General features: G+C 67.3%; 19 protein-coding genes. 6 read left to right on the forward strand and 13 right to left on the reverse strand.

Annotation, left to right across the window (positions count from 1 at the left end):
* Positions 1–46: 46 nt before the first annotated feature.
* Both ACFX4F_RS11475 and ACFX4F_RS11480 read right to left on the reverse strand, forming a co-directional pair.
* Positions 47–1243, reverse strand: coding sequence for an ATP-binding protein (locus tag ACFX4F_RS11475; RefSeq protein WP_380655302.1), 1197 nt, complete (start codon positions 1241–1243; stop codon positions 47–49).
* Positions 1244–1444: 201 nt separating this feature from the next.
* A complete protein-coding gene (locus ACFX4F_RS11480) occupies positions 1445–2209 on the reverse strand; it encodes an EAL domain-containing protein (protein WP_380655305.1) in 765 nt (254 codons plus the stop codon).
* 647 nt (positions 2210–2856) lie between these two features.
* On the opposite strand from ACFX4F_RS11480, the gene ACFX4F_RS11485 reads away from it, so the two are divergent.
* Positions 2857–3225, forward strand: coding sequence for a hypothetical protein (locus ACFX4F_RS11485; protein ID WP_380655308.1), 369 nt, complete (start codon positions 2857–2859; stop codon positions 3223–3225).
* A 30-nt stretch (positions 3226–3255) separates the two neighbouring features.
* Here ACFX4F_RS11485 and ACFX4F_RS11490 read toward each other — a convergent pair whose 3' ends face one another.
* Positions 3256–3942, reverse strand: coding sequence for a hypothetical protein (locus ACFX4F_RS11490; protein ID WP_380655311.1), 687 nt, complete (start codon positions 3940–3942; stop codon positions 3256–3258).
* 108 nt (positions 3943–4050) lie between these two features.
* Here ACFX4F_RS11490 and ACFX4F_RS11495 point away from each other — a divergent pair, with 108 nt between their 5' ends.
* Entirely contained in the window at positions 4051–4512 is a 462-nt protein-coding gene (locus tag ACFX4F_RS11495; protein ID WP_380655314.1) for a YybH family protein, read from the forward strand.
* A gap of 94 nt (positions 4513–4606) precedes the next feature.
* On the opposite strand, the gene ACFX4F_RS11500 is transcribed toward ACFX4F_RS11495, so the two are convergent.
* From ACFX4F_RS11500 to ACFX4F_RS11520, 5 genes are all read right to left on the reverse strand, one after another.
* Entirely contained in the window at positions 4607–5632 is a 1026-nt protein-coding gene (locus tag ACFX4F_RS11500) for an NAD(P)H-dependent glycerol-3-phosphate dehydrogenase (protein WP_025875929.1), read from the reverse strand.
* A gap of 20 nt (positions 5633–5652) precedes the next feature.
* Complete coding sequence (secB, locus tag ACFX4F_RS11505; RefSeq protein ID WP_025875931.1) at positions 5653–6171, reverse strand: protein-export chaperone SecB; 519 nt, start codon at positions 6169–6171, stop codon at positions 5653–5655.
* A gap of 99 nt (positions 6172–6270) precedes the next feature.
* Positions 6271–6708: a rhodanese-like domain-containing protein gene (locus tag ACFX4F_RS11510; RefSeq protein WP_025875933.1), complete on the reverse strand. Its 438-nt coding sequence runs from the start codon at positions 6706–6708 to the stop codon at positions 6271–6273.
* Between the two features lie 57 nt (positions 6709–6765).
* Entirely contained in the window at positions 6766–7197 is a 432-nt protein-coding gene (locus ACFX4F_RS11515) for a hypothetical protein (protein WP_099819532.1), read from the reverse strand.
* Between the two features lie 32 nt (positions 7198–7229).
* Positions 7230–7697, reverse strand: coding sequence for a YiiD C-terminal domain-containing protein (locus tag ACFX4F_RS11520; RefSeq protein ID WP_089242022.1), 468 nt, complete (start codon positions 7695–7697; stop codon positions 7230–7232).
* Positions 7698–7730: 33 nt separating this feature from the next.
* Between ACFX4F_RS11520 and ACFX4F_RS11525 the strand changes: the two genes are divergently transcribed.
* The 3 genes from ACFX4F_RS11525 (at position 7731) to ACFX4F_RS11535 (ending at position 10918) form a co-directional block, all read left to right on the forward strand.
* A complete protein-coding gene (locus ACFX4F_RS11525; protein WP_099819531.1) occupies positions 7731–8519 on the forward strand; it encodes a uroporphyrinogen-III synthase in 789 nt (262 codons plus the stop codon).
* A gap of 104 nt (positions 8520–8623) precedes the next feature.
* Positions 8624–9604 carry a uroporphyrinogen-III C-methyltransferase gene (locus ACFX4F_RS11530; RefSeq protein ID WP_099819530.1) on the forward strand — a complete coding sequence of 327 codons (981 nt, stop codon included), beginning with the start codon at positions 8624–8626 and terminating at the stop codon, positions 9602–9604.
* Positions 9605–9610: 6 nt separating this feature from the next.
* Positions 9611–10918, forward strand: coding sequence for a heme biosynthesis HemY N-terminal domain-containing protein (locus ACFX4F_RS11535; RefSeq protein ID WP_380655322.1), 1308 nt, complete (start codon positions 9611–9613; stop codon positions 10916–10918).
* Between the two features lie 160 nt (positions 10919–11078).
* Here ACFX4F_RS11535 and ACFX4F_RS11540 read toward each other — a convergent pair whose 3' ends face one another.
* Positions 11079–12374 (reverse strand): acetyl-CoA C-acetyltransferase, encoded by a 1296-nt coding sequence (locus ACFX4F_RS11540; RefSeq protein ID WP_088100805.1) that lies wholly within the window; start codon positions 12372–12374, stop codon positions 11079–11081.
* Between the two features lie 93 nt (positions 12375–12467).
* On the opposite strand from ACFX4F_RS11540, the gene ACFX4F_RS11545 reads away from it, so the two are divergent.
* A complete protein-coding gene (locus tag ACFX4F_RS11545) occupies positions 12468–13355 on the forward strand; it encodes a hypothetical protein (RefSeq protein WP_380655326.1) in 888 nt (295 codons plus the stop codon).
* A 141-nt stretch (positions 13356–13496) separates the two neighbouring features.
* Here ACFX4F_RS11545 and ACFX4F_RS11550 read toward each other — a convergent pair whose 3' ends face one another.
* The 4 genes from ACFX4F_RS11550 to ACFX4F_RS11565 form a co-directional block, all read right to left on the reverse strand.
* Positions 13497–14129 carry a superoxide dismutase family protein gene (locus ACFX4F_RS11550; protein WP_380655329.1) on the reverse strand — a complete coding sequence of 211 codons (633 nt, stop codon included), beginning with the start codon at positions 14127–14129 and terminating at the stop codon, positions 13497–13499.
* A 33-nt stretch (positions 14130–14162) separates the two neighbouring features.
* Positions 14163–14732: a superoxide dismutase family protein gene (locus ACFX4F_RS11555; RefSeq protein ID WP_100554361.1), complete on the reverse strand. Its 570-nt coding sequence runs from the start codon at positions 14730–14732 to the stop codon at positions 14163–14165.
* A gap of 93 nt (positions 14733–14825) precedes the next feature.
* Positions 14826–16274 carry a nitrogen regulation protein NR(I) gene (ntrC, locus tag ACFX4F_RS11560; protein WP_380655332.1) on the reverse strand — a complete coding sequence of 483 codons (1449 nt, stop codon included), beginning with the start codon at positions 16272–16274 and terminating at the stop codon, positions 14826–14828.
* A complete protein-coding gene (locus ACFX4F_RS11565; protein ID WP_099819524.1) occupies positions 16267–17328 on the reverse strand; it encodes a nitrogen regulation protein NR(II) in 1062 nt (353 codons plus the stop codon). The genes ntrC and ACFX4F_RS11565 overlap by 8 nt, the downstream gene beginning before the upstream one ends.
* Positions 17329–17587 lie beyond the last annotated feature (259 nt).

Below are 17587 nucleotides of genomic sequence, written 5' to 3' on the forward strand. Positions count from 1 at the left end.
AAGGCTGAGGAAGCAGTCACGGCGGAGCGCAGCGAGACGTGCTTCGCTACGCAAGCTCCAGCCGCGGCATCTTGAACGTGAACAAGGTGCCGGTGGCCGCGCTGGACTCCACCTCCAGCGTGCCGCCATGAGCGCGCGCAATCTCCGACGCAATGTAGATGCCGAGGCCGAGGCCGGGCCGTGGCTGCTCACTCTTCTCGCGAGAGAACGGACTGAATATGGCCTCCATCCTCTCTGATGGAATGTGTCCGTCGTTGTGTACGTCGAGCGTAAGCATTTCGGGCGTGGCGTTGACGGTCAGCGCAATTGGCGACGAGCGCACTCCGTGTTCGGCTGCATTGGTGAGCAGGTTGGCCAGGAGCTGCGCCAATCTGCTCGGATCACAGACCACGTTGTCGTCCATCTGCATGCGGACCTTGAGGTCCTGGCGGCCGGTGGCGATGGCCACCTCTTCCACAACCTTTTTCAGGTCTTCTTCCAGCGTGCTGGTCAGCTGCAGCGCGATGGGAATGCCGCCACCCAGGCGCCCCCTGGCGAAATCAAGCACGTCGTTGATCAGTCCATCCATTCTGGCAACGCCCGAGGCGATGTGCGCGAGCATTCGTTGCTGACGCTCAGCGTTCAGCTCACATGCCAGCGAATCCGCAGCCATGCTGATTGCCTGCAGAGGGCTGCGCAGGTCATGACCCAGCACGGCAATGAACTGGTCGCGCAGGTCGGCGACGCGGTGCGCGTCGGAGAGCGCAGTTTCCGCTCGCTCGAGGCGATCTTCCTTGTCGAGGTAGCTTCCTACCAGATCGGCCAGCAGCTCCATGGATCGTTGGACATGGGCTACGTCGAAGCTGGCCGGTGCCGAGTCAATCGCGCAGAGTGTGCCGAAGAAACTTCCGTCCGGCCGATGGATGGGAACGGACGCATAACTCTCGAGCCCGTAGATCCGCGGCGTGTGATGCGTGCAGTAAACCGGGTGCTTGCTCGCATGCGCAAATACCACCGACGTTGCCGACTGCCTGATCTCATCGCAGATGGTTGTCTCGAGCACCAGTTGGCCACCGGGAACCAGCCCAAACCCCAGGGTGTCGAATGTGGCGCAGGCGGTCCAGGTGGTCTGGGTCACACGGGCAATGGCGGTGAATCGGGAGCCCGTGATGTGGGCTACGGTCTCCAGGATGCGCGGCACGGCCTGGATTCGACCAATCTCGGCGATGTCGTCCAGCAGATGGGGGTCCGTCAGCTTCTGCATGGTCGTTCGTCCGGTGGGCAGCGCATCATCCCATGGAACCCGGGCGAAGGCTGATGCGAGGGCGATTGCCGCCTTTTCAGGCCAAGCCGTGACGGGCCCTGGGTCGAATACCCGGATCTGCCAGGCCAATCCATGGGTTGGCACGGGCATGGGGGACGCAGGCGGCTGCACCTGGCCGGGATCGGAAGCGCCATGTGCCGATCACATTGTCCAGGTGATGTCAGCCTCGCGCGCGGCACACTCGAACTGCGGCCGACCGAACCAATAGCCCTGCATCAGGCTGATGCCGAGATCCGACAGGCAGTGCGCCTCATCGCGGGTTTCTATGCCCTCGGCAATGACATTGATGGCCAGTTGCCCGCACATGGACACCACGCCCGCTACGATCGCGCGACGCGAGGGGCTATGGTCGATTCCCCGGATCAGCGCCATATCCAGCTTGACCATGTCCGGCTGGAAGTCGGCCAGCAGATTCAGGCCGGCAAAACCGGCACCGAAATCATCAATGGCCGTCTTGAAGCCGATACGTTTGTACTCGCTCAGGATCTCGGCCAACCATTTTCCATCGCTGATCTGCTCTCCCTCCACGGTTTCAAAGATGATCCGCTCAACAGGAAAACCATGCCGAGCCGCAGCTTGCAGCGTGGAACGGATGCACACCTCGGGCCGATAGATCGCATTGGGCAGGAAATTGATTGAAAGATGAGAGCGCAGATTCAACGACGCCGCGATCCGGATCGCCTTCTCACGGCAGGCCTGGTCGAACGAATAGCGGTTGTCCGCGGTGATACGTGACAGCACCGAACCTGCGGGCTCTCCGGCCGGACCGCGGACCAGCGCTTCATGCGCGAACACCTTGCGTGCATGCACATCGACGATCGGCTGGAATGCGTAACTGAATTCGAACTGCAGCGGATCCGCATTGCGGCACTGTGCACATCCGGCGCGCATATCGGAGGGAGGCATGCGGTTGATTCCATGTTCGGGCTAACGCCACGAGAATAGCCGACGCCCATCAGCGCCATGTGGAGGCCATCGGCGCGCCCGCGCGAACCAGGGAAGGAATGTGAATCCTGCGAAGGCCGCTTCCAGCGGTGACGATCAAGGGCTTTTCCAGAACGACCTCCTGCAGCACCACAGGAGCTTGGTCCAGTTGCGCCCGCCTTTTGGCTGCTCTGTCGTCATTGCCTCGCTGAGGTGACAGCACACTACGCCGGCAACCACGACCCATGTCGCATATTCCTCTATCGCTTAGGGCCCTTGCGCCATCGGCGTCTGGGGCGGCTTAACAGCGTGGGAGAATGCTGAAAGCGTCTTGCATCAAGCGTTGAATGCAACTCTTCTGATTGGCGCTACGCGTCGGCACAGGTACAGATGACGGGCCACCTCATCTGGGGTAGCCGGGCCTCGAAAACCCGTATCGACAATGAAGTGATTACGCTTGCCGGCCGGCGTCACCTCGCGTGGCGCCGGTCGGCAATCCGTCTGCCGGCTGCGGCGGGCGGAGCGTGGAGGCCCTGTGCCTGCCGGTTCATTGTCCCGGTTTTCGAGCCACGTCTCCGCCCGCCACCTTTGTGTGGCGGCTACCGTCTGTCCTGCACGGAGCCCCAGCCATGACTGCACCGGAATTCCCTCGCCCCCAGCCCTATCGCGTTGCGGGCGATGAGGTATCAGAGCAACCACCTGCGCTCGACCCCACGGCTTTCATTGCCACCCTGACGCGGATCGGCAACGGAGCAGCCGCCGACGGCCAGCCCTGGCCGGAGCGTCATCAGATGGCGGGCCGTCGCATGGCACTGGCCGATGCGGACTGCGCACTGGCAGGCCTGCGCATAGCACTGGAAATGCTGCTGGCGGCCGAGCGCGTCCGCCAGAACGGCCCGGACGACGAATACGTGGGCGATCGGGTGATGGAGGGTTTGATGATGGCGTGCCTGGCGCTGACCGCGCAGGTCAGTGCGCGGATGCGACCGGAGGAATAACGCCGGAACCTCTTCCGGCGTTAGCGCCGATCACTCGCAGGAATCGCCTTCTTCCTTCAGCATCGCTTCGTCCACCGGTCGCTCGCGATCGATCAGGGCACGCTGCTCCGCGTTCGGCTCGCCCAGCCACCACACTTTGCAGCGGGCGGTAAGGCGGCCGACCATCTTCGACTGCGTCGGCGAGTACAGCATCGCCAACGCGGTGGTCGGGCACTGGTGCGCCTGGCAGGCGGTGTAGAGCCACCACGGCTCGCCCTGCAGCACCATCAGTTCGCCAGGCCCGCTGGGACCGCTCAGCAGGCGTTCGCGCAGGGAGGGGATGGTCTTGTCGGGCGATTCGGCCGCCGCAGTGTTCTTCATCAGAGCATTGAACGCGGCCAGCACCTTCGGGTCCTTGCGGCCGCAGTCGTCCACGGTGTTGCCGCCGACCAGGGTGAAGAAATAGGTGGCCAGCGGATTGTCCTTGCAGGTGAGCTCCGCGCCGGGCGTCTCAGCTTCCGGCTCACCTTCGTTGTCCCACACCGAGGGGTCCACGCCGTCTTCGATGGAAGGCTCGTTCTCGACCACCGTGGCCGTAGCGGCTGGGGCTTCCGTTGCCGGTGCGGCGGTAGCGGCGGGCGCGGCAGCGGTGCCTGCGTCCGGCGCGGGTGCCGGTGTCTGCGTGCAGGCGGCCAGCAACGCGACCATCGCCGCGATTCCCATCATTCGAGACGTCATTCCCTGTCCTGTGTGCATTCGCCCAGCTGGCGCCCGCGTGATTCTACCCGCCAGCCAAGACGGATACTCTGGCAGTCACGCCTTCCATCGCCGCCAGGATGCAGACGCATGCGCCGTTCAAGACTTGCCGTGATTGTTCTCAGTGGCCTGTTGATAGCCGGGCCGGTCATTGCGAAGGAGTCCGCCGCACGTGTTGCCGATGTCACCCTGCCTGATGCGCTGGATCGCGTGCTGCGCGATTACGAACAGGCGTGGCGCACGGGTGATGCGAAGGCATTGGCAGGGCTTTTCTCCGAGGACGGTTTCATCCTGCAGAGCAACCAGCCGCCTGTGCGCGGGCGCGCAGCCATCGAGGCAGCGTATGCCAGCCAAGGAAGCAGCCCGTTGCGGCTGCGCGCGCTGGCCTATGCCGCCGAGGAAACCACCGGTTACGTCATTGGTGCCTACACCTACGGCAACAACGTGGGCGATACCGGGAAGTTCACGCTGACGTTGAAGCGGGTAGCGGGTGGGCCGTGGATGATCTTTTCGGACATGGACAACACCAACGCGCCGCCGCGGTCGCGATGATGGGCGATACGGGTTCCACAGTAGATCCACACCATGCGTGGATGGGTTCGCGCACGCACAAAAAAAACCCCGGCGCTGGGCCGGGGTTTTCGATTCACTTGAACAGCGTATCCGGATACTCCGGTTTCTGTTCGCGTGCCAACAGCGCACGCAATCCTTCTTCCGGGGTCTGCTCGCCGTGCAACACGGCGCGCACACGGTCGGAGATCGGCAGGTCGATGCCATGACGGCGCGCCTGTCGCATCACTTCGTCGGCGGTCTGCACCGACTCGACCACCTGGCCGATTTCGCGGATGGCGTCCTGCAGCGTCTGACCGCGGCCCAGGGCCAGGCCCAGGCGGCGGTTGCGCGACAGGTCGCCGGTGCAGGTCAGCACCAGGTCGCCCAGGCCAGCAAGGCCCATCAGCGTTTCCGGCTTGGCACCGATCGCTGCGGCCAGGCGCAGCATTTCGTTGAGGCCGCGGGTGATCAGGCCGGCACGGGCGTTCAGGCCCAGCTGCATGCCATCGGCCACGCCGGTGGCCACGGCCAGCACGTTCTTCATCGCACCGCCCAGCTCGGCACCGACCATGTCGTCGCCGGTGTAGGCGCGGAATGCCGGGCCGTGCATCGCCTCGGCCACCGTCTGCGCGAACTCGGGCACGTCGCCGTGCACGGTGATCGCAGTCGGCAGGCCCAGGGTGACTTCCTTGGCGAACGACGGCCCGGTGACAACGGCCAGCGGCACGTCCTCGCCCAGCACTTCGCGCGCCACTTCATGCAGGAAGCGGCCGGAACCGGGCTCGAAGCCCTTGGTCGCCCAGGCCACGCCGGCACCGGCCGGACGCAGCGGCGCCAGCGCGCGCACGGTTTCACCGAATGCGTGCGACGGGGTCACCACCAGGATCCAGGCGGCACCCTCCACCGCCGACGCCAGGTCGGTGGTGGCGCGCAGCGATTCCGGCAACGGAATGCCCGGCAGGTAGCGCGGATTCTCGTGGCGCTGGTCGATGGCTTCAACCACGGCGGCATCGCGCCCCCACAGCACGGTCTGGCGACCGTGCCGGGCGAGCAGCGTAGCCAGCGCGGTTCCCCAGGAACCGGCGCCGAGTACGGCAATCTTGTCAGCGGTAGTGCTCATCCGTGACGTCGCGGCCGGGATCAGGCGTTGCCGGCCGGCTCGGAGTCAGCCAGCGACGGTGCGTCGCCCTGCTCCTGGCGCTGGCGCAGGGTTTCTGCGTACAGGCCTTCGAAGTTGATCGGCTGCAGGAAGAACGGCGGGAAGCCGCCGGCCTGGATCAGGTCGCTGACCAGCTGGCGCACATACGGGAACAGGATGTTCGGGCACTGGGTGCCGAGCAGCACGTCGATCGACTGCGGGTCCAGGCCGACCAGGCCGAACACGCCAGCCTGCTTCACTTCGGCCACGTACGCGGTGCGCTCGCCGGCCTGGCAGGTCAGGGTCACGGCCAGCACGACTTCAAAGGCATTCTCGCCCAGACGCTGGACCTGCTGGTTCAGGTTGAGCTGCAGTTCCGGCTGCACCTGGTCGTTGAAGATCGACGGCGCATTCGGCGACTCGAAGGAAACGTCCTTGACGTAGATCTTCTCGACGGTGAACGCGGGGCCGGTGGCGGCATCGACCGGCGCGACAGCGCCGTTGGTGGTCTCTTCGGACATTTCCAGTAACTCCAGTGAATGCAATGAAAACGATGGTCGAATTACTGCGATGGGGGCGGCGGAGGGCGCAAACAAGGCCACATCCGCCACCGCCTGCGATCAGTTGCGGCCCTTGACCAGCGGCAGTTCTGCCTGCTGCCACGCGGGAATGCCGCCGTCGAGCACGAAGACCTTCTCGAAGCCGGCCTTCTTCAGCGCCTTGGCGGCGGTCTCGGACGCGTTGCCGCTGCGGCACACCAGTACCACCGGGGCCTGCTTGGCGTTGGCCACCAGCTTGTGCTCGGGGCCGAACGCACTGGCCTGGGCACTGCGGCTGCCGGCGATGTGGCCCTTTTCGAAATCGGCGCTGGGCGACAGATCCACCACCACCGTGCCGCCCGCGTTGATCAGCTGGGTCAGTTCGGCGGGCTTGATGCCCTTGAAGCCCCGGAACAGGCGGCGGATTTCGGTGACGATGAGGGCCACGGTCAGGCCGACCAGGGCCGCGGACAGCATCGGGTTTCGGCCTGCGAAGGCCAGCAACTCTTCGTAATTCACTCAGGTCACGGGTCGATTAAGCGGGCGCCGATTGTCGCACAAGCCGGACGCGCGCCGTCACTGCCCCTGCCAGAGGTCCGGCAGGCCTGCACTCTGCCACCAGCGCTTGGCTTCCGGATCCCAGCGCCAGCGCTCGGTGACCACCACGGTGCGCTCGGCCTGGGTGTTCTGGTTGATCACCCCGATTTCGACCCGGCGCTCGACCACGCCACCCTCCAGCGCTGCCGTGCTGCGCTCGCGGTAGGACGACACGCGCAGCTGCGCATAGCGGTTGAGCTCGAACTCGGTCGGCGGCTTGGACTTGCGCAGCTGCGGGTCCAGGTAACCGATGGCATCGTCCATGCTGCCCCAGCGGATGGTGGCGCCGTAGGCGATCTGGGTCTCTTCCAGCAGCTTGCGCTGCTTGCGGCTGAGGTCGTCGGCGGCAGCACCGGCAGCGGCGCTGAGCAGCAGCAGGGAACACAGGAGGATCTGGATGAGGCGGCGCATCGGTGGGTTCCGCAGGGCGTCAGCCTGCCATCCTACCCTTTGGCGAAGGCAACGAAACGACCGCTGAATTCGGCCGCGGCCTTGCCATCGGCGCCGGGCTGGGTCGCAACAATGCTGATGCGGGCCTTGCCGCGCTGGCGGAAGGTGGCCAGGAAGGTGTCCCAGGCGCCGCTTCCGGTGGCTTCGGCGTGGGCATGCAGGTCTTCATAGACCGGCGCCAGGTAGCGCAGGTTGCTGTCGGCCACGTAGACCTCGGCGTCGTGGCCGGCCAGGCGCAGGCGCAGGCTGACCAGCGCCCAGCCGGACAGGGTCAGCACCGAGGCCAGGCTGCCACCGAACGCGTTGCCCTTGTCGTTGACGTTGGCCACCAGCGGCGCGGTGATGCGCAGCACGCCGTCGGCATAGCCATCCAGGCGGATCTGCATCGCGCGGACCGCCGGCATGCAGTCCAGCACGTCCTGCAGGGCAGCCAGCGAAGAGGTCAGGGCATCAACAGCCATCAGCAGCAACCACGACAACAAAGGGCCCGCATAATGACGGGAATGGCCGACCATACGATACCCACTGGCTGGACCCTGATCTCACTGCGCCCGCAGGGTCAGCAGGCGGCGCTGCGCCACGCTGCAGCAGGGCTGGGAGGCCGTACCGTCGCGCTTTCGCCCTGGCGGCTGCAGCGCTTGCAGGACATTGCCGCATTGCAGCAACTACAACGGGCGCTGACCAGCGAGCGGGTGGTGTTCACCAGCCCGGCGGCCGTCGCGGCGGCGGCCAGCCTGATACCGCTGGCAGCTGCGCAACGCAGCCCGTGGCTGACGGTGGGCGAAGGCACCGCGCGCGCGCTGCTGGCGCATGGCGTCGCCGACGTCCATGCGCCCCAGCGGATGGACAGCGAAGGCCTGCTGGCGCTGCCGGTGCTGGGCGATGTACGCGGCATGCGGATCGGGCTGGTGACCGCACCGGGAGGCCGTGGCCTGATTGCTGCCGAACTGCAGGCCGCCGGCGCACAGATCATCCGCGCCGATGTTTACCGACGGCTGCCGCTGCGCTTGTCGCGGCGCATGTTGGCGCGTTTGGCCCGTTCTCCGACGCCCTGGCTGCTGGCCATCAGCAGCGGCGAGGCCTTGCAGCGTTTCTGGCAGCAGCTGCCTGCGCACTGGCAGCAGCGGCTGCAGGCGAACGCGATCGCGCTGGTGGCCAGCGACCGGCTGGGCGTGCAGGCGCAGGCGCTGGGGCTGACCCGGGTAGTACGCAGCGAGGGTCCCACCCACCTTCAGTTGATCGCCGCTGCACACGCTGCGCTCACCGGCCCGGCAGCGACCTGAACAGGCACCCGGCAGCGGCTTGCCGGTGTCGTCGGCAACAGTGATGCTGTGCACAACGCTGCCTGCCGGATCTGTTCCGGTGTTGCCGCCGACAAGGAAGCCCGATGAACGACACTCTGCCGCCCGCTCCATCGCCCCATCGCCCCATGCGCTGGCTGCTGCCGCTTGCCGCGCTGGCGGTGCTGGGCGCGGGCGGCTATGCCGGTTACCACTATTGGCAGAAGCAGCAGAGCGACCAGCTGGCGCAGGCGCAGACCACCGCCGTGCAGCTGAAGGGGCTGGAGGACACGGTCGAGGCCCTGCGCCGCGACCAGCGCGCCGCCAGCCAGCGCCTGCAGGATGCGGCCACCACCAACCGGGTGCTGCGCGACGAAGTGCTGGGCCTGTCGCAGCGCAGCGCCCTGCTCGAAGAAAACCTGGCCAAGCTGGCCGACAGCGCCAACCAGGGCCGCCAGGCGGTGCAGCGTGATGAGGCCGAACTCCTTCTGACCCAGGCTGCGCAGCGTCTGGCCTTCGCCGATGACGTGGAGGGCTCGCGCCGACTGTATGCGCTGGCCGCCGCGGCATTGGCCGATCTTCCCGACAGCGACGGCCTGAACCTGCGCCAGGCACTGGTGCAGGAACGCAACGCGCTGGATGCGTTGGGCGCGGGCCCTCGCGTGCAGTCGCTGCAACGCCTGGACGCACTGGGCAAGGCGCTGCAGGGCCTGCCTTCGCAGATCGCGCAGACGCCGGCCGACAACACCGCAAAACCGTGGTGGCAGGCCGCGCTGGCGCCCTTCGTGGACATCACCCCGAGCCGTCTGAACGGCCCGCTGACCTCGGCCGAGCGCACCTCCATCGACACGGCGCTGCAGCTGGAACTGACCCTGGCCCGCGCCGCGATCGAGCGCGGCGACGGCAGCGGCCGCGACGCCGCGCTGAACAGAATCGATCTCTGGGCGCAGCGGCGCTGGCCGGATTCACCGGACCTGCGCGCGCAACGTGCTGAACTCCATGCCCTGCGCACGCTGCCATTGCAGGCCGACGACACCGTGCTTGGCAGCACCCTGCAACAACTGCGTACCCAGACCGACCGGAGGTAAGCCCGTATGAAACCCCTGCAATCACTGGTCGTGCTGTTGCTGGCAGTGGCCATTGGCGTGGTTGCCGCGCAATGGCTCGGCACCGATGACCTGAACCGCTACGGCGAAGTGACCCTGCGCTACGCCGGCTACGACTACCACAGCAACCTGCCAAAGGTGGCGCTGCTGTCGGTGATCGGCGTGCTGGTGCTGTGGCTGCTGTGGAGCCTGATCGCCGCACCGTTCCGTGCCTGGGGCCGCTACCGCCGCAAGCAGGGCCGGGTGCGCCTGATCGATGGCCTGCTGGCCTACGAGCATGGTCAGTGGCAGCGTGCCGAGAAGCTGCTGGATGGCGCCGCCAAGGATCCGGAAGTCAGTGGCGTTGCACTGGCCAATGCCGTGCGCAGTGCGCAGGTGCGCGCCGATGCACCTGCTGCAGAGGCGCTGCTGCAGCGCCTGGGCGAAAGCGATGCGACCTTGCAGGCGTTGCTGCGCGCCGAACAGCTGCTGGCCAACGATCTGCCGGTGGATGCGATCAACGCACTGGACGTGGCGGCGATCCAGCCGCTGCCGCCGCGCGGTCTGTGGCTGCGTACCGAAGCGCTGGCACGCGCTGGCCGCGCGCACGAGGCTTATGGCCAGCTGGGCGCACTGCGCCAGACCAAGGTGCTGCCGGCCGAGGCCAGCAGCGAACTGGAAGCCCGTCTGGCCGCGCAGGCACTGCTGGAAGCAGGCGACGTCAACGCCCTGGCTACGCAATGGGAAGCCACGCCGAAGGCGCTGCGACCGACCCCGGACGTGGTTGCCGCCTACGCCACCCGTGCGGTTGCACTGGACTGGGACGAACCGGCACTGCTGGCGCTTGAGCAGGCGCTGGACCACCGCTGGGATGACGAACTGGTGGCCGTGTATGGCCGTCTGCCGGCCGAGCGTCTGGCTACACGCCAGGCCAACCTGCAGCGCTGGCGCAACGTGCACGACGATTCGGCCGCCCTGCGCCTGGCTCAGGGCCGCATCGCGCTGGCGCAGCAGCAATGGGACGCCGCCGACGCGTTCCTGCATGAAGCCATCGCCGCGGGTGCCGGCGCTCCTGCATGGGAGGCGCTGGGTGAAGCCTTCGCACAACGTGGCGAGCACGTGCTGGCCGCGCAGTGCCTGACCAACGCACTGCGCCTGCAGCGTGGCGAGGACAGCGTGGCGCTGGTGCGCGCATCGGCAGCAGTGGTCGACCCGCCGCTGCATGCGACCGTTGAAGAGCAGTCGATTGCACCGTTGCCGCCGGTGTATGACGCCAACGAGGAACGCGACGAATTCGGCAACCCGCGGATGCCGTAACCATGGTTGAAGTGTGCCGACCAACGGTCGGCACCCACCAGAGGATGCAATCAACGAAAACGCCGCCCATCGGGCGGCGTTTTCGTGTGTAGATCCACGCCATGCGTGGATGCTCTTCGAGCAGTGCCAAGCGAGCTTGGCATCTACCCGAGCAGTCCCATCAACGTTCGACGATCGCCACCACGCCCATGCCGCCGGCGGTGCAGATCGACACCAGCGCACGGCCACCGCCGCGCTCGGCCAGCTGCTTGGCGGCCGTGGCGATCACGCGTGCGCCGGTAGCGGCGAACGGATGCCCGGTGGCCAGCGACGAGCCCAGCAGGTTGATCTTGTCCGGGTCGATGCGGCCCATCGGCGCATCCAGGCCCAACCGGTTGCGGCAGTAATCCTCGCTCTCCCACGCACGCAGGGTGCACAGCACCTGTGCGGCGAAGGCTTCGTGGATCTCGTAGATGTCGAAGTCCTGCAGGGTCAGGCCGTTGCGCTTGAGCATCTCCGGCACGGCCACGGTCGGTGCCATCAACAGGCCTTCGCCGTGCACGAAATCGACGGCCGACACGTGTGCGTCGCGCAGGTAGGCCTGCGGCTCGTGGCCATGCGCCCGCGCCCACTCTTCGCTGGCCAGCAGCACGGCGGCGGCGCCGTCGGTCAGCGGGGTGGAATTGGCAGCGGTCAGGGTGCCGCGGCCGGACACCTTGTCGAAGGCCGGCTTCAGCGTGGCCAGCTTCTCCAGCGAGGTGTCGGCGCGCAGGATGTTGTCGCGCTCGACGCCGCGGAACGGTGCGATCAGGTCGTTGAAGAAGCCGCGCTCATAAGCAGCAGCCAGCTTCTTGTGCGAGGACACCGCCCACTCGTCCTGCGAATCGCGCGAGATGTTCCACTCCTTGGCCATGTCCTCGCAATGGTCGCCCATGCTCTTGCCGGTACGCGGCTCGGCCACGCCCGGGAACTCCGGCTTGAGCTCGGCGAACTTGAAGCCGGAGGTCAGCGCGCGGATCTTGTCGCCGGTGCTCTTGGCACGGTTGGCCGCCAGCAGGCGCGCACGCAGCTTCTTGCCGTACACGATCGGCACGTCGGAGGTGGTATCGGAACCGCCGCCGATGCCGGACTCGATCTGGCCCAGCGCAATCTTGTTGGCGACCGTGATGATGCTGTCCAGCGAGGTACCGCAGGCACGCTGCAGGGTGATGCCGGGGGTCAACGGCGACAGGCCCGAGGACAGCGTGGCTTCGCGGCCCAGGTTCCAGTCGCTGGAGTGCTTGATGACCGCACCCATCGCTACTTCGCCCAGCTGCTGGCCGTGCAGGCCGAAGCGCTCGACCAGCGCTCCCAGCGTGCGCACCGACATGCCGAGGTTGCCGACATCCGAATACGCGGTGTTCTGGCGGCAGAACGGAATGCGGACGCCACCGAGGATGGCGACGGGACGAGCGTTGGGCATGGAGATACCTGGCATGGATGAGGGTGTCTGCAACATGGCCTGCACGACAGAGCAGGCATAATGGGGCCAAGTGTAGCTGCCGCCCTGTGATGGGCCAACCGTGGAACCATGAGCAAACCCGACCCTGCGATGAATGCCCTTGGCGTGCTGGCCCTGGAACTGGCCGGCGGCGAAATCCCCCGCCAGGCGGTGCTCAGCGCTGAACAGGCCGGTGAACTGGCCGAACGCGTCGGCCGCGACCTGTCCAAGCTGGTGCCACAGGTGGCCGAGCTGGACCTGGTGTTCGCCGCCGCCCATTTCGATCCGGCCGAAGTGCTTCGCCCGGGCTGGCCGATCCATCGCCGCCTGGAAGAACTGCAGATGCGTGCGCCCGGCCGCAACCAGGGCCCGCGCGTACTGGCCTTCGGCGCCGATGCCAACGGTGATGTGCCGCTGCCGTTCCAGGCCGACGCCACCCTGGTCGGCGGTGGCCTGCGGGTGGTGCCGTTCCTGCTGACCGGCAGCGAGGTGGCAACCACGTCGGCCGTGGCCGATGCACTGGAAGAGGTGCTGCTGGCCAATGGCATGGCCCATGCCGATACCGCGCTGATGGCACAGAACACGTTCGGTGCGCGCGTCGAGCACGCGCGCTATTTCACCGTGAACGACCTGGCCGCGATGATGTCGATGCAGTACGACAACCAAGGCCTGGCCGCGCTGTGGCCGCTGATTGAAACCGCGATCATGGCTCCGGGTCAGGACGAGTGGTTGAGTGACGCGCCCGAGCCGTTGCTGCGCTATACGCAGGGTGAAGCACGCATGGCGCTGTTCGACCCGGCCGGCTGGTGCGCGCATTACAACCACGGCAAGGGTGACTGCGAACGCCTGCAGGGCATCTACGAGCAGTTCCTGATGCGCCAGCGGCAGATGGCCGCAGTGCTGGAAGCGCACGGTGTGCCGGTGCTGTTCGTGCATTGCGAAGCTGGGCAGGACGCACGCGAGCTGCTGGCGCGCTGATAGGAAACGGTGGCCGCGACGTGTTGTGGAGCCGAGCCCATGCTCGGCTCAGGGCCCCGGAAGAGCAGCCGAGCCTGGGCTCGGCTCTACAGGAAGCAGTGCAAAGAAAAACGCCGGCTTGCGCCGGCGTTTTCCGTTTTCTTACGGAGCCTTGTTGATCACCGCGCACGCCAGGCGCGCACCGGCGTTGCCGGTCGGCTGGGTCTTGTAGTCGTCTGCGTCGGCGTGGACGATCAGGCCGCGGCCGATGATGTCGAAATCATCACCCTTGCCGATGTTGACGTTGCTCGACACCGGGCCATCGATGGTGGCCACACCCTTGTCGTCGGCCTTGATGTTGGGCATGTCACCGCCGTGGTGCGGATCGGTGGCCACGTTGCCGTGGTCCTGCTTGCCCGGGTTGAAGTGGCCGCCGGCGCTCATGCCGTCCGGCGCGCTGCAGTCGCCCTTCTCGTGGATATGGAAGCCGTGCTCGCTGCCCGGCTTCAGGCCGGTGATCTGGCCGGATGCGTGAACCTTGCCGTCGACCAGCTTGAAGGTGATCGAGCCCTTGGTTTCATTGCCCTGGGTCGGTGCCAGCTCGGCGGTAGCCGAGGCATTGGCTGCCGGGGCCGCTGCGGTAGCCGGTGCAGTGGCCGGATCGGCCGGTGCTGCCGAACCTTCGGCCGGAGTGGTGGCCGGGGCTTCGGCGGCCGGTGCGGCCGGTTGCTGGTTGCAGGCGGCCAGGCCCAGTGCAGCGATGGCGGCGAACAGCGAAGTGTGGATCAGACGCATGGAAACTCTCCTTGGAAAATGCCGGGGGTGTGATCAGCGGGTTACCCGGATCACGCCGCAGGCGATGCGGACGCCGGCATTGCCGGCGGGCTGGCTGCGATAGTCGTCGGCCCTGGCGTGCACCACCAGTGCACGTCCGGCGATATCCGTGGCGGCGCCTCCGCCCAGGGTAACGCCCTTCAGGTGCACATCGATGTTGGCGCGGCCCTGCGCATCGGCCTGCAGGTTGTCGATGTCGCCCAGGTGGTGCTTGCCGCTGCCGGCACGACCGTGCGCGACACCGGCGGGATTGAAGTGGTTGCCGGCGCTGCTGGCATCCACCGCGCTGCAGTCGCCGCGCTCATGGATGTGGAAACCGGCCTGCTGCATCGGCTGCAGGCCTCCCACCAGACCGGTGAGGTGCACGCCACCGGGTTCCACCATCAACGCCAGGCGGCCACTGACGATGCTGGCCGAGGCAGGCGCCAGATTGGCTTCGGCCTGCTTGGCGGTGCTGACCACCGTTGCCGGCGGAGGTGTGGGCTGCGGCTTCTTCGGCGCGCTGCCACAGGCAGACAGGAGCACGGCGGCGGACAGCGGCAGAAGGGCGAAGGACAAACGCATCGAGGACTCCTTGCAGGTAACACTACGGACGGCATCGTCCATGGAGGATCAACAGTTCGGCAAGCGGGTGCGAGGATCGCGTGCAGGTACCGTTCAATGGCCACCGCGGCGGCGGCCGGCGCCCAGCTTGCGGGTAAGCGTATTGCGGCCGAGGCCCAGCCGCGCGGCGGCTTCGGCGCGACGGCCGTGGGTGATCTGCAGCGCCGCCTCCAGCAGGGCGTGGTCGACCCGTTCGCGGACCTGCGCGTGCAGGCCCTCGGTGCCTTCGGCCAGCTGCCGGCGTGCCCATTCGGACAGCAGCGCTTCCCATTGGCCTGGATCGCCGGCGGCCGTGCTGCTGCGTCGGCTGCGGGTGCGGTTGAGCGCGGTATCGACATCGGCCACGCCGATCGTGTCTGCAGCAGCCAGTGCAGCCATCCGCCAGCACACGTTTTCCAGTTCGCGGACGTTGCCCGGCCAGTCGTGCTCGCGCAGCGCCTGCAATGCAGCCGCAGTCAGGCGCTTGGGCGGCGTATCGAGCTTGCGTGCGGCCGCGGCCAGGAAGGTGGTGGCCAGTTGTGCGATGTCCTCGCGGCGCTCGCGCAGCGGCGGCAGCTGCAGGCGCACCACGTCCAGGCGGTGCAGCAGGTCTGCGCGGAATTTTCCCTGCGCGACCAGGCCTTCCAGATCCTGATGAGTAGCGGCGACGACACGCACATCGACGCGGATCAGTTCGCGCCCACCCACGCGGAAGAATTCGCCCTGGGCGAGCACGCGCAGCAGGCGCGTCTGCAGCGGCAACGGCATGTCGCCGATTTCATCGAGGAACAAGGTGCCGCCGTTGGCCTGCTCGAAGCGGCCGATGTGGCGCCGCTGCGCGCCGGTGAACGCACCCGCCTCGTGACCGAACAGCTCGCTTTCCAGCAGCTCGGCGGGAATGGCGGCGGTGTTCAGGGCGACGAACGGATGCTGCGCTCGCGGCGACTCGCGGTGCAGCGCGTTGGCCACCAGCTCCTTGCCGGTACCGGTCTCGCCAATGATCAACACCGCCAGCGGCGCCTGCGCAAGGCGGCCGATGGCGCGGAACAGCGCGCGCATCGGTGGCGTGTCGCCCACCAGCTGCGGCGGCTGGTCGCTGGCTGCTTCTGCGGCGGGGGTGGGCGCGGCCAGCGCTGGCGCCACTGCAGGCAGCACGCGCTGGGCCAGCGCCACCGCATCGTCCAGGTCGAACGGTTTGGACAGGAACTCGTGCGCACCGCCGCGGAACGCACCGGCAGTACTGGCGACATCGGTGTAGGCCGACATCACCACCACCGGCAGTTGCGGCAGCGCGGCCTTCAGCTTGTCCAGCAGCACCAGGCCATCGTCGCCGGGCATGCGCACGTCGGTGAACAGCAGCGCCGGCGGCGGGCTTTGGGCCAGCGCTTTCAACGCGGGTGCCGCGCTGTCGAAGTCGACCACCTGGTAGCCGGCTTCGCGCAGCGCGGTGCACAGCACGAAGCGCACGGCGCGGTCATCGTCGACGACCCAGATGCACGGCGCGGACGAGGAAGACTCAGACATCGCGCGGGGCCTCCTCGGCGGCAGCGGTGCCGTTGCCGATCGGCAGCAGCAGGGTGAATACGGTATGGCCCGGACGCGACCGGTAGGTCAGCGTGCCGCGATGCTCGCGTGCGACCTGCTGGGCCAGCGCCAGGCCCAGGCCAGTGCCTTCGGCGCGGCCGCTGACCAGCGGCAGGAACAGGTGTTCGGCCAGTTCCTCGGGCACGCCACGGCCGTCGTCGGCGATTTCCAGGCGCAACGCCAGGGTGTGCAGCTGTTCGGCGATGCGCACCCCGTGTTCAACGCGGGTGCGCAGGGTGATGTTGCCGGCGCCGGCCTGGATGGCATTGCGCACCAGGTTCCATACCGCCTGGGTGAGGCGGTCGGCGTCGCCGTCGAATTCGGGGATGCTGGGATCGTAGTCGCGCTGCAGGCGCACCGCCCAGCCGGCCTCGTTCTCGGCCAGGCGCAGCACGCGCTCCAACGCGGCGTGGATGTTCAGCGCCGCGTGCGGTGCGGCCGGCGCCGGTGACAGCAGCTGCTCCAACAGGCCATTGAGCCGCTCGATCTCCGAACCGATCAGATCGATCAGCTCGCGTTCGCTGGCATCGCGCTGCGCCGCGCGGCGCGCCAGCAGCTGCGCGGCGCCCTTCAACCCGGCCAGCGGATTGCGCAGCTCATGCGCCAGACCCTTCAGCGCCGCACTGAGCGCGCTGGGCAGGGCCTGGGTCGGGTCAAGCCCGGGGAACTCATCGACCGGATGCGCCTCCAGCAGCCAGCCGCCATCGTCGCGGCGGCTCATCCAGCCTTCGGCGAAACGCGCCGCCTCGCCGGGCAAGGCCAGCGCCAGCCGGTTCAGGCGCAGGCTGTCGCGCTCGTCGCGGGCCAGGAAATGGGCCAGCGCCTCACCCTGCACTTCCAGCGCGGCCAACGGCTGGCCGAGCAGGCGCCGGCCGCTGACGCCCAGCCAGCGCGCGAAGGCCGGGTTGCAGCCGGCGATGCGGCCATCGGGCCCGGACCAGGCCAGCGGTGTGCCGAGGGCGTCGAGGGACGGCGGGGGTGCGGGGTCGGACATTGCACCAATGTAGTGCAAAACAGGGGCACGGGGTCAGCGCCCTTTCCGGTCGGAAAGGTGGACGGTTTGGCAAAGTCTGTGCTGTTCGCACCAACTATGGTGATCCGCGTGACTACAGACTTTGCCGCATTCGGGCGATTTATTCATTGGTTCGGTCACATGAGGGGCAAAAGCAGACAACCTAGGGAGTCAAAGCAAGAACTCCCGCGCCGTTCCGAAGCAAATAGGCCGATGAGCAGGGAAACGGCCTCCGCTGGCG

The sequence above is a fragment of the Stenotrophomonas sp. YIM B13575 genome (assembly GCF_042787595.1).
GTDB lineage: Bacteria > Pseudomonadota > Gammaproteobacteria > Xanthomonadales > Xanthomonadaceae > Stenotrophomonas > Stenotrophomonas lactitubi_B.

Coding starts and splice junctions, on each gene's coding strand:
- ACFX4F_RS11550 (WP_380655329.1), bottom strand. CDS start 14,129: ATGCGTCTGATCCACACTTCGCTGTTCGCCGCCATCGCTGCACTGGGC.
- ACFX4F_RS11515 (WP_099819532.1), bottom strand. CDS start 7,197: ATGCGCCGCCTCATCCAGATCCTCCTGTGTTCCCTGCTGCTGCTCAGC.
- ntrC (WP_380655332.1), bottom strand. CDS start 16,274: ATGTCTGAGTCTTCCTCGTCCGCGCCGTGCATCTGGGTCGTCGACGAT.
- ACFX4F_RS11480 (WP_380655305.1), bottom strand. CDS start 2,209: ATGCCTCCCTCCGATATGCGCGCCGGATGTGCACAGTGCCGCAATGCG.
- ACFX4F_RS11495 (WP_380655314.1), top strand. CDS start 4,051: ATGCGCCGTTCAAGACTTGCCGTGATTGTTCTCAGTGGCCTGTTGATA.
- ACFX4F_RS11520 (WP_089242022.1), bottom strand. CDS start 7,697: ATGGCTGTTGATGCCCTGACCTCTTCGCTGGCTGCCCTGCAGGACGTG.
- ACFX4F_RS11540 (WP_088100805.1), bottom strand. CDS start 12,374: ATGCCAGGTATCTCCATGCCCAACGCTCGTCCCGTCGCCATCCTCGGT.
- ACFX4F_RS11545 (WP_380655326.1), top strand. CDS start 12,468: ATGAGCAAACCCGACCCTGCGATGAATGCCCTTGGCGTGCTGGCCCTG.
- ACFX4F_RS11525 (WP_099819531.1), top strand. CDS start 7,731: ATGACGGGAATGGCCGACCATACGATACCCACTGGCTGGACCCTGATC.
- ACFX4F_RS11475 (WP_380655302.1), bottom strand. CDS start 1,243: ATGCAGAAGCTGACGGACCCCCATCTGCTGGACGACATCGCCGAGATT.
- ACFX4F_RS11485 (WP_380655308.1), top strand. CDS start 2,857: ATGACTGCACCGGAATTCCCTCGCCCCCAGCCCTATCGCGTTGCGGGC.
- ACFX4F_RS11535 (WP_380655322.1), top strand. CDS start 9,611: ATGAAACCCCTGCAATCACTGGTCGTGCTGTTGCTGGCAGTGGCCATT.
- ACFX4F_RS11500 (WP_025875929.1), bottom strand. CDS start 5,632: ATGAGCACTACCGCTGACAAGATTGCCGTACTCGGCGCCGGTTCCTGG.
- ACFX4F_RS11490 (WP_380655311.1), bottom strand. CDS start 3,942: ATGACGTCTCGAATGATGGGAATCGCGGCGATGGTCGCGTTGCTGGCC.
- ACFX4F_RS11530 (WP_099819530.1), top strand. CDS start 8,624: ATGAACGACACTCTGCCGCCCGCTCCATCGCCCCATCGCCCCATGCGC.
- ACFX4F_RS11565 (WP_099819524.1), bottom strand. CDS start 17,328: ATGTCCGACCCCGCACCCCCGCCGTCCCTCGACGCCCTCGGCACACCG.
- secB (WP_025875931.1), bottom strand. CDS start 6,171: ATGTCCGAAGAGACCACCAACGGCGCTGTCGCGCCGGTCGATGCCGCC.
- ACFX4F_RS11555 (WP_100554361.1), bottom strand. CDS start 14,732: ATGCGTTTGTCCTTCGCCCTTCTGCCGCTGTCCGCCGCCGTGCTCCTG.